The organism is Curtobacterium sp. VKM Ac-2861 (assembly GCF_013204965.1).
In the GTDB taxonomy this organism is placed as follows: domain Bacteria; phylum Actinomycetota; class Actinomycetes; order Actinomycetales; family Microbacteriaceae; genus Curtobacterium.
In genome coordinates, this window is the sequence record NZ_JABMLA010000003.1 from 108,861 (window position 1) to 119,298 (window position 10,438).

The following is a 10,438-nucleotide window of genomic DNA, read 5'->3' on the forward strand; positions in this document are numbered from 1 at the left end:
CGACGGACGGGAGGCCCGGTGCCAGCTGGCACCGGGCCTCCCGTCCGCCCTGGGGCGGCGTCAGCCCTTGAGGCCGGAACCCGTCACGCCCTCCACGATCTGCCGCTGGAAGATCAGGTAGAGGATGATCAGCGGCAACGCCGCCAGGATCGCTCCGGCCTGGATGTCCGCGTAGCGCTGACCGAAGCTGCCCTGGACCGTGGCGAGCCCGACCGGGATCGTCATGAGGTCCGGGTTCGACAGCACGAACAGCGGCAGCAGCAGGTTGTTCCAGACACCGACGAACGTCAGGATCGTCACCGCGGCGATCACCGGACGCGACAGCGGCAGGATGACCGACCAGTAGATCTTCCAGATGTTGGCGCCGTCGATGCGTGCCGCTTCCTCCAGCTCCTTCGGGATCCCGTCGAAGAACTGCTTGAAGATGAACACCGCGATCACGGCGGGCACCTGCGGGAAGATGACCGACCAGTAGGTGTTCAGCAGGCCGACGGCGTTGAGCTCCTGGAAGATCGGGATGATCAGGACCTGCGTCGGGATCATGATCCCGAGGATGATGAGCAGGAACGCGATGTTCCGACCGCGGAACACCAGGCGGGACAACGCGAACGCCGCCATCGAGGCGAACATGACGGTCAGGACGGCCGTGACGACGCTCGTGATGGCGCTGGCGAGGTACCAGTTCCAGATGTCGCCGGCCTGGAACAGTGCCGCGTAGGAGTGCAGCGTCGGGTTCCAGTTCGACAGGATCGAGTTCGCGCCGAGGGCGGCGACGCCGTTGTCGGACAGCGACGTCTTCAGGGCGAACAGGCTGGGGATGAGCCAGATGATCGCGAAGACGATCAGGATGATGCCGGCGACCAGGTTGAAGCCCTTGCCGGAGACGCCGATCTTGGCGGCGTTCGCGGGCGCGGCGGCCGAGACGCCGGTGCGGAGCTTGGCGCGGCCGGTGGTGATGCTCTCGGTGGCGGTCATGTCAGGCCCCGATCTCTCGCTTGGCGGCAGCGCGCTCGACGAGCTGCCGGATGACCGCGATCGCGACGATCACGATGAACAGGAGCACCGACGCTGCCGAGGCGGCACCGAGTCGGTTGTCGGTGAAGCCGACGCCCGTGATGAGCTGCAGCGAGACCTGGGTGGAGATGCCCGGTCCGCCGTTCGTCATCAGGTACACCTGGTCGAAGATCTTCAGGCTCGCGATGATCTGCAACAGGATGACCAGCGTCGTGGTGCGGCCGAGCAGCGGCAGCGTGATCGACTTGATCTGCTGCCAGTTCGACGCGCCGTCGACGGCGGCCGCTTCGTACAGTTCGCGCGGGATCTCCTGCAGACCGGCCAGGTAGAGCACGAAGTTGAAGCCGAGGGTCCACCAGACGGTGGCGATCGCGACACCGATCATCGCGGTGTTCGGGCTGGACAGCATGCCGGAGCCCGGGGTGAGGCCGATGGCCGACTGCATGCTCGCCCAGAGGCCGGTCGCCGGCGTGAAGATGAACACCCAGATGAGCGAGATCGTCGCCGACGGCAGGATGAACGGCAGGAAGAACGCCAGCCGGAAGAACCACTGGCCGCGGTTCATCCGGTTCGTCAGCACGGCGAAGACGAACGCCAGGATGACGAGCGGCGGCGTCGTGTACAGCGTGAACTGCAGCGTGTGCCAGAGCGACGACCAGAAGTCGGAGCGTCCGAGCATCTCGGCGTAGTTCGCGAACCCGGCGAAGCTGCCGAGGCCCGTGCGGACGGTCGAGGTGTTGAAGAAGCTCGAGACGATCATCCAGACCGTCGGGCCGAGCAGGAAGGCCGCGTAGAACAAGCCGAACGGGGCGAGGAAGAGCCAGCCGCTGCGGCCCTGGCCACGGGTGAGGCTGGTGCCGTAGGTGCGGTTCCGGCGCGGACGCGACGCGGTGGCCGCGTCCGTGGACCGGTCGAGGACAGGTGCTGTGGTCACGTCATCGTGCCTTTCGCGCGGTGTTCACGGCGATCGCGTGGGTCGTGTGCCCGGAGCGTACGAGCCGGGCGGTCGTGTGCCCGGTCACAGCGGGCTCGGGGTGTTCAGGTAGGTCGCGAGCTGCGACTTGATGGCACTGAGCGCCTGTGCGGGCGACGAGCTGCCCTGCTGCACGAGTGCCAGCTGGGCGCCGACGGTGCCCTCGAAGGTCGAGCCGGAGCCGCCGTACCAGGCGGGGTCGTCGAACACGGCGGTCTCGGCTGCGGCCGCGTAGTTCGACTGGGGCTTGAGCTCCTTGTAGGCGCTGCTGTCGAAGGTCGGGATGTAGGCGGGGACGTGCCCGCCCTCGGCCCAGGTCAGGCTCTGCTCGAGCATCTGCTTGATGAAGAGCATGTGCTGCTTGCGCTGCTCCGGCGTGCGGTCCTTCTTCGGCAGCACGAAGGTGTGCGAGTCCGCCTGCGTCGCGGGCTTGTCGTAGAGCTGCGGGATCGGGGCCATGCCGAACTTCAGTCCCTTGATGGACTGCGCCGTGCTGATCTCCCACTCGCCCTGCATGAAGAAGCCGGCCTTGCCGTCGAACATCAGGGACTGTGCCGTGGCGTAGTCGAGCGCCTTGTTCATCCAACCCTGCTTGACCCACTTCTGGGTGCGGCTGGTGACCTCGTTGTAGGCGTCCTCGTTGACGGTGAGCTTCGCGCCGCCGTCGCTGATGAACGGGGTCGCGTCGTTGATCTGGTTGTACATCGTCCAGAAGAAGCGCCACGGCGTGGCGGTCTCCGGCACGACGTTGGCGACGTTGAGCGCGGTGCCGCCGGTGACCTTCGCGACGGCGGCGAGGGCGCTCTCGAACGTGTCCATGCCGGACAGGTCCTTGAGGTTGCCGTCACTGTCGAGCAGGCCCGCCTTCTTGCACACGTCAACGTTGTAGAAGAGCACGAAGGGGTGGGTGTCGAGCGGGATGGCGATGTTGTTGCCGTCGGTCTTCTGCGCCGTCCACGCCTTCTGGTTGAAGTCGGCGGCGCTGAGGCCGACGCTCGCCAGGTCCTCGGACGTGATCGGGTCGAGCAGGTCGCCGTCCCACAGCGGCTTCGCGCGGGTCAGGTGGGCGACCGCGACGTCCGGCGGCTTGTTCCCGACGGTCGCCAGTGTCAGCTTCGAGTAGTACGGGTTGCCCCACGCGAACGTGGTGGCCTGCAGCGAGCTCGATCCGCCGTGCTGCTTCGCGTAGCCGTCCTCCATCGCCTGCATGCGGAGGCCGTCACCGCCGCCGAAGAGGTTCCAGAAGACGAGCGTCTCGGGGTTGAGGGCGCTGCCGGCCAGGCCGGCCGCGATCGGGCTCGAGCACGCGGCGAGCGGCAGGACCGTCGCGGCCGCCGCTCCTGCGGCGAGGAAGCCGCGGCGCGAGAGGCGCGACGCGGGTGTTGCTGGGCGGTTCGGCATGGCATCACTCCATCGGGATGGGCCGGGCTCGGGAGCAGGGTCGGTGCTCCCGCCGGAGCATCGCTGCTCCGTTCGCGGAACACTGCTGCTCCGTGCACGAGAGCCGTGGGTCGGTGCTCCGTGAGCGCTCACATTAGCGCTCGCGAAGATCATCCGCCACCCCTTTCGCGTCGCCGTGGAACCCGGTAGCGTTTCGGTCAGGTGAGCGCTCACTTTCGTGACGGTCCGCTTCGCTACCCCTGGCGCCGGACCGAGCCCGCGCACCGCACGACCCGCAGTACCCGCTCTCGCACGATCGAAGGAGATCCATGCCCCGCACACACCTCGTCCTCGACGCCGCGTTCACCGTGGGGCCGGTGCGACGTCGCCTGTTCGGCGGGTTCGTCGAGCACCTCGGCCGCCACGTCTACGACGGCATCCACGAGCCCGCGCACGAGACCGCTGACGAGCACGGCTTCCGGAAGGACGTCGTCGAGCTCGTCAAGGAACTCGGCGTCTCCGCCATCCGCTACCCCGGCGGCAACTTCGTCTCCGGCTACAAGTGGGAGGACGGCGTCGGCCCCGTCGAGCAGCGCCCGAAGCGCCTCGACCTGGCCTGGCACTCGACCGAGACCAACGAGGTCGGCCTGCACGAGTTCCAGCACTGGCTCGACCAGGTCGGTTCGGAGCTCATGCTCGCCGTGAACCTCGGCACGCGCGGCACCGCTGAGGCAATCGAGCTGCTCGAGTACGCGAACATCAACGCCGGCACCGCACTGTCCGAGTACCGCAAGTCCAACGGCCGCCAGGAGCCCTTCGCCATCAAGATGTGGTGCCTCGGCAACGAGATGGACGGCCCGTGGCAGCTCGGCCACAAGAACGCCGAGGACTACGGCAAGCTCGCCGCCATGACCGCGAAGGCCATGCGCCAGATCCAGCCCGACCTCGAGCTGGTCGCCTGCGGTTCGTCCGGAGCGTCGATGCCGACGTTCGGCGAGTGGGAGCGCACCGTCCTCGAGCACACCTACGACGACGTGGACTACATCTCCGCGCACGCCTACTACGAAGAGGACAACGACCTGCCGTCGTTCCTCGCCGCCGGCGTCAACATGGACCACTTCATCAAGACGGTCACCACCGCTGCCGATCACGTGCAGGCGCAGAAGAAGTCCGACAAGCGCATCGACATCTCGTTCGACGAGTGGAACGTCTGGTCGATCACGAAGTGGAACGAGCAGCAGAAGACCTTCGGGCCGCAGGACTGGCCGGTCGCTCCGCGCCTGCTCGAGGACGTCTACACCGTCGCCGACGCCGTCGTCGTGGGTGGACTGCTCATCTCGCTGCTCCGCCACGCGGACCGCGTCGCCTCGGCCTCGCTCGCGCAGCTCGTCAACGTCATCGGCCCGATCATGACCGAGCCCGGCGGCCCGGCCTGGCGCCAGACGACGTTCTTCCCGTTCTCGCTGACGTCGCGCCTGGCGAACGGCACGTCGCTGCAGGTCAAGGCCTCGGGTGACACCGTCGACGGCGGCAAGTACGGCGAGGTGCCGGTCGTGGACTCGGCGGCCACCGTGACCGAGGACGGCAAGGCGGCGGTCTTCCTGATCAACCGCCACCCGTCCGAGTCGACCACCGTCACGATCGACCTCGCGGGCTTGGCGGCCTCGGGCGACGTCCGTGCCGAGGGCGTCTGGGACGACGACATCCACGCCGTGAACGACCTCTCGTCCACCGAGCGCGTCGGGCTCCGCACGAACGAGACGGTCAGCCGCGACGGCGACACCATCACGATCGAGCTGCCGCCCGTGTCCTGGACCGCCGTGTCGATCGGCTGAGACGCCTCGGTGTTCGCTGCGGCGGGCGTCGAGTGAGCACAGAGGACGTCGGGCGCTCGCGCCCGACGTCCTCTGCTCGTTCGTGCGGGGCGCGGGGCGCCGGCCGCGAGTTCACGGGCTGGGCGACAGTTCACGGGGTGCGGCGCGCGTGAGGTGTCGCTGGGCGCGAAACGTGCGCGGCTGGCGGACGGGAGGACCGTGGCGGGCTGGCGCCGGGCCTCCTGTCCGGCGCGTGGCCGGTCTCACGGGCTGGGCGACAGTTCACGGGGTGTGGTGCGCGTGAGGTGTCGCTGGGCGCGAAACGTGCGCGGCTGACGGCCGGGAGGAGCGTGCGGGCTGGCGCCGGGCCTCCTGTCCGGCGCGTGGCCGGTCTCACGGGCTGGGCGACTGTGGTGCGCGTGAGGTGTCGCTGGGCGCGAAGCGTGCGCGGCTGACGGCCGGGAGGCCCGTGGCGGGCCGGCACCGTGCCTCCCGTCCGGCGCCGGCCGCGAGTTCACGGGCTGGGCGGCAGTTCACGGGGCGCGGCGCGCGTGAGGTGTCGCTGGGCGAGAAACGTGCGGCCGCGTCAGCGCGCGGCGGGCGGGCGCGCAGCGCGTCAGCGCGCGGCGGGCGGCGGCGCGGTGCTCGCCCGCTCCACCAGGCGCACGGGCACCAGGTCGGGGGCGGAGGACACAGACTCGCCGTCGATCTGGGCGAGCAGGTTCGCGACGGCTCGGCGCCCGACCTCGTCGAAGGACTGGTGCACGGTGGTGAGCGGCGGCCAGAAGGAGTCGGACTCGGGGGAGTCGTCGAACCCCACCACGCTGAGCGACGACGGCACGGACCGCCCGAACTCGTGCGCGGCGCGGAGCACCCCGAGCGCGGTCTGGTCGTTGGCGGCGAACACGGCGGTGATGTCCGGGCGTGTGGCGATGGTGAGGCCGGCGCGGTAGCCGGAGTCGGTGCTCCACCCGCCGTGGAACACCGGCGGGACGTGCCGCCCGGCGCGCTCGAGGGTGTCCTGCCACGCGGCCAACCGGCGTGCGGCGGAGTACGACGAGGTCGGTCCGGCGACGTGCCAGACGGTCTCGTGGCCGAGGTCGAGCAGGTGCTGGGTGGCCTGGCGCGCGCCGTCGGTCTGGTCGGTGTCGATCGCCGGGTGGTCGGTGCTGCCGGTGGAGTCGATGATGACCATGGGCACGCCGTCGGGCAGCACCACCTCGGCGGTGTCGATGATGTGCGACTCGATGATGATCACGACGCCGTCGACGGCCTGTTCGTGCAAGCGGGAGAACGCGGAGCGCACGCCTTCCTCGGTGCGCGAGGCCATCGGCAGCAACGTGATCGTGAAGTCGGCGGTACCGGCGGCGTCGGCGATCGCCTCGAGCGTGCGCATGTTGCCGAAGGACGCGAGCGTGAACATGATCACGCCGATGGTGCGGAAGCGCCCCGATCGCAGGGCCCGTGCGGCACGGTTGGGCCGGTAGCCCAGGGTGTCCATCGCGCGCTGCACGCGGTCGCGGGTGTCCGGGCTGACGTTGTCGAACCCGCGTGCGACGCGCGAGACGGTCTGCATCGAGACCCCGGCGGCGTCGGCGACGGCGGCCATCGAGGGGGAGCGGCGGGTGCCGGCGGGGGACTCGGTCGTCATCGGCTCGAGCTCCTTCCGTTGCGGGATCACGCAGTCTGCGTTCCCGGACGCTAGCGCATGTTGACGTTGCCATGCTATCGTCCTGACGTTCGATGTTGACGTCAACATCTGCGACCGCCAGAGCGCCCGTCACCGGGCCCGGGTCGCGGCCGAGACACCGGACACCCGAACGCAGCAGACGAAGGAGTCACATGAGCACGCTCGCAGCGCGGCCCGGCGAGGCAGCCGCAGCGCAGCCGGCAGCCCCCCGCCCGGCAGGTCGCCGGACCAAGGCGCGGGGGCGCTACACCGGTTGGCTGTTCGTCGGCCCCTTCGTGGTCGTCCTGATCGCCATGCTCATCGTCCCGATCGGCTACGCCCTCTGGCTCAGCCTGTTCCGCGACCAGCTCATCGGCGGCAACCAGTTCGTCTGGTTCGCCAACTACGTCCAGCTCTTCCAGGACGCCAAGTTCTGGTCCGGGTTCGGCCGGGTCGCGATCTTCCTGGTCGTCCAGGTGCCGATCATGCTCGGGCTCGCACTCGTCGCCGCCCTCGCACTCGACAGCGCACGGCTCTGGGGCACGTCGTTCTTCCGCATCGCGGTGTTCCTGCCCTACGCCGTCCCCGGTGTCGTCGCGGCCCTGATCTGGGGCTTCATCTACGGCAACCAGTTCGGCCTGACCGGTGCGGCGAACGACGCGCTCGGCATCGACCTGCTGCAGCCGTTCAGCCCCACCTGGGTGCTGACCTCCATCGGCAACGTGGTCACGTGGGAGTTCCTCGGCTACAACATGCTGATCTTCTACGCCGCACTCCGCACGGTCCCCGGTGAGCTGTACGAGGCCGCCGAGCTCGACGGCGCCGGCCCCCTGCGCACGGTCTTCTCGATCAAGCTCCCGGCCCTGCGCGGCCCCATGGTCATCGCCACGATCTTCTCGATCATCGGCAGCTTCCAGCTCTTCAACGAGCCGAACCTGCTGAAGACCCTGGCCCCGAACGTCATCGGCAGCGCCTTCACCCCGAACATGTACGCCTACTCGCTGTCCTTCAGCGGCCAGCAGTTCAACTACTCCGCCACCGTCGCGATCGTGATGGGCGTGATCACCGCGGTGATCGCCTACGTCGTCCAGGTCCGCGGAACCCGCCAGGAGAACCGATGAGCACCATCCAGCACCCCGCGACCGGCGCCGCCGGACCGGCCACGGTCACGGAGGCGACCACGACGCAGCGCGACCCGCGCACCCGCTCGACCCGGGCCTCCCGGAAGGCCGAGCGGAAGGCCGAGCAGCACGTCGACGGACGCAAGCCGAAGCAATCCGGCCTGCTGACCGCGGTCATGGTCGTCTTCGTCGTCTACTCGTTCGCGCCGCTGTTCTACCTGCTCGTGAACAGCACGAAGACGCAGGCGTCGCTGCTCTCCACGTTCGGGCTCTGGTTCGGCGGGGACTTCAACCTCTGGCAGAACATCGTCGACACCGTCACGTACAACGACGGCATCTTCCTGCAGTGGTTCGGTAACACGTTGCTCTACGTGGTCGTCGGTGCCGGTGGCGCCACCCTGCTCGCGACCGTCGCCGGCTACGGCATGGCGAAGTTCCAGTTCCCCGGACGCCGCGCAGTCTTCGCCATCGTGCTCGGTGCCATCGCGGTCCCCGGCACGGCCCTGGCGGTCCCGACCTTCCTGCTCTTCTCGCAGGTCGGCCTGACCAACACCCCGTGGTCGATCATCCTGCCGTCGCTCATCAGCCCGTTCGGCATGTACCTGATCTGGACCTACGCGGTCGACGCGATCCCCGCCGAACTCCTCGAGGCCGCCCGCATGGACGGCGCCGGCGAGTTCCGGATCTTCTTCACCATCGCGCTCCGCCTGCTCGCTCCCGGTGTCGTCACCGTCCTGCTCTTCGCGGTCGTCGCCACCTGGAACAACTACTTCCTGCCGCTCATCATGCTGAGCGACCCGAAGTGGTACCCCCTGACGGTCGGACTGAACCAGTGGAACGCCCAGGCCACCGGGTCCGGCGCGCAGCCGATCTACAACCTCGTCGTCACGGGATCGCTCCTCACGATCATCCCGATCGTGGTCGCGTTCCTCTTCCTCCAGCGCTTCTGGCAGTCCGGCCTCGCAGCCGGGTCCGTCAAGGCCTGATCCGTCGGACGGGAGGCCCGTGGCGACCCCGCCCCGCGCCCTCCGGTCCGGAACACAGCAGCCCTACCCCCCTCTCCACGAAGAAGTGAAAGGCACCCCCATGAACAAGCGTCTCCGGCGCGGGCTCAGCGCCCTCGCCATCGGCGTCACCGCCACGATCGCCCTCGCCGCCTGCGCGACCGGCGGCTCGTCGTCCGGTGGCTCGTCCGACGACATCACCAAGGCACTGAAGGACGGTGGCACCCTGACCTACTGGTCGTGGACCCCCTCCGCCAAGGCCCAGGTCGCCGCGTTCGAGAAGCAGTACCCCAAGGTGAAGGTCAAGCTCGTCAACGCCGGCACCGGCGCCGACCAGTACACCAAGCTCCAGAACACCGTGAAGGCCGGCTCGGGCGCCCCCGACGTCGCCCAGGTCGAGTACTTCGCGCTGCCGCAGTTCGCCCTGTCCGACTCGCTCCTCGACCTGTCCGGCTACGGCTTCGACTCGCTCGAGGACAAGTTCGCGAAGAGCACCTGGAGCTCGGTGTCGATCGACGACAAGGTCTACGGCCTGCCGCAGGACTCCGGCCCCATGGCGCTGTTCTACAACAAGACGGTCTTCGACAAGCACGACATCGCCGTGCCGAAGACCTGGGACGAGTACGTCGCCGCCGCGAAGAAGCTGCACGAGGCCGACCCGAACGCCTACATCGCGGCCGACTCCGGCGACGCCGGCTTCACCACGAGCATGATCGCCCAGGCCGGCGGTACCCCGTTCACCACCGACGGTGACAAGGTGACCATCAACCTGCAGGACGAGGGCTCGAAGAAGTGGACGAGCACCTGGAACGAGCTCGTCGAGCAGGGCCTGCTGTCGAAGACCGTCGGCTGGACCGACGACTGGTACAAGCAGCTCGGCAACGGTGAGATCGCCACGATGATCACCGGCGCCTGGATGCCCGGCAACCTGGAGTCCGGCGTCGCCCAGGCCTCGGGTGACTGGCGCGTCGCCCCGATGCCGACCTACGACGGCGGCACCGCCCAGACCGCGAACAACGGCGGCAGCGCCGAGGTCGTCATGAAGCAGTCGAAGAACCCGGCCCTCGCCGCGGGCTTCCTGAAGTGGCTGAACTCGTCGAAGGAGTCGACCGGCGTCTTCATGAAGTCCGGCGGGTTCCCCTCGACGACCGCTGACCTCGACTCGTCGGCCTTCCTCGACGAGAAGCCGTCCTACTTCGGTGGGCAGCAGATCAACAAGGTGCTCGTCGACGCGTCGAAGTCCTCGGACAACGACTTCACCTACCTGCCGTACCAGGTGTACGCGAACAGCGTCTACGCCGACACCGTCGGTCAGGCGTACGAGAACGGCACCTCGCTCGACGCCGGCCTCGAGGCCTGGCAGAAGGCCCTCGCCAAGTACGGCAAGGACCAGGGCTTCACGGTCTCGACCAAGTAGCACCGGTACCAACTCCCCGGGGTCGTGCGGACATCGTCCGCACGAC

8 protein-coding genes are annotated in these 10,438 nt (G+C 68.6%); 4 read left to right on the top strand and 4 right to left on the bottom strand.

Features of this window, described 5'->3' with window-relative positions; translation table 11 throughout:
* Window positions 1-60 precede the first annotated feature (60 nt).
* From HQQ88_RS08505 to HQQ88_RS08515, 3 genes are all read right to left on the bottom strand, one after another.
* Window positions 61-975 carry a carbohydrate ABC transporter permease gene (locus HQQ88_RS08505; protein ID WP_123314121.1) on the bottom strand — a complete coding sequence of 305 codons (915 nt, stop codon included), beginning with the start codon at window positions 973-975 and terminating at the stop codon, window positions 61-63.
* Between the two features lies 1 nt (window position 976).
* A complete protein-coding gene (locus HQQ88_RS19485; protein WP_173169213.1) occupies window positions 977-1,948 on the bottom strand; it encodes a carbohydrate ABC transporter permease in 972 nt (323 codons plus the stop codon).
* Between the two features lie 84 nt (window positions 1,949-2,032).
* The gene (locus HQQ88_RS08515; RefSeq protein WP_111086245.1) at window positions 2,033-3,388 is read right to left on the bottom strand and encodes an extracellular solute-binding protein; all 1,356 of its coding nucleotides are present in this window, start codon (window positions 3,386-3,388) and stop codon (window positions 2,033-2,035) included.
* A 308-nt stretch (window positions 3,389-3,696) separates the two neighbouring features.
* Here HQQ88_RS08515 and HQQ88_RS08520 point away from each other — a divergent pair, with 308 nt between their 5' ends.
* Window positions 3,697-5,202 (top strand): alpha-N-arabinofuranosidase, encoded by a 1,506-nt coding sequence (locus tag HQQ88_RS08520; RefSeq protein WP_173169214.1) that lies wholly within the window; start codon window positions 3,697-3,699, stop codon window positions 5,200-5,202.
* A 595-nt stretch (window positions 5,203-5,797) separates the two neighbouring features.
* On the opposite strand, the gene HQQ88_RS08525 is transcribed toward HQQ88_RS08520, so the two are convergent.
* The gene (locus HQQ88_RS08525; RefSeq protein ID WP_173169215.1) at window positions 5,798-6,832 is read right to left on the bottom strand and encodes a LacI family DNA-binding transcriptional regulator; all 1,035 of its coding nucleotides are present in this window, start codon (window positions 6,830-6,832) and stop codon (window positions 5,798-5,800) included.
* A 191-nt stretch (window positions 6,833-7,023) separates the two neighbouring features.
* Here HQQ88_RS08525 and HQQ88_RS08530 point away from each other — a divergent pair, with 191 nt between their 5' ends.
* From HQQ88_RS08530 to HQQ88_RS08540, 3 genes are all read left to right on the top strand, one after another.
* On the top strand, window positions 7,024-7,971 hold the full coding sequence (locus HQQ88_RS08530) for a carbohydrate ABC transporter permease (RefSeq protein ID WP_131846757.1): 948 nt from the start codon (window positions 7,024-7,026) through the stop codon (window positions 7,969-7,971).
* Window positions 7,968-8,957 (top strand): carbohydrate ABC transporter permease, encoded by a 990-nt coding sequence (locus tag HQQ88_RS08535; protein WP_216834425.1) that lies wholly within the window; start codon window positions 7,968-7,970, stop codon window positions 8,955-8,957. Before HQQ88_RS08530 ends, HQQ88_RS08535 begins: the two co-directional genes overlap by 4 nt.
* A gap of 100 nt (window positions 8,958-9,057) precedes the next feature.
* Window positions 9,058-10,392, top strand: a complete 1,335-nt coding sequence (locus HQQ88_RS08540) for a sugar ABC transporter substrate-binding protein (RefSeq protein ID WP_173169216.1) — start codon at window positions 9,058-9,060, stop codon at window positions 10,390-10,392.
* The last annotated feature ends 46 nt before the right edge of the window (window positions 10,393-10,438 follow it).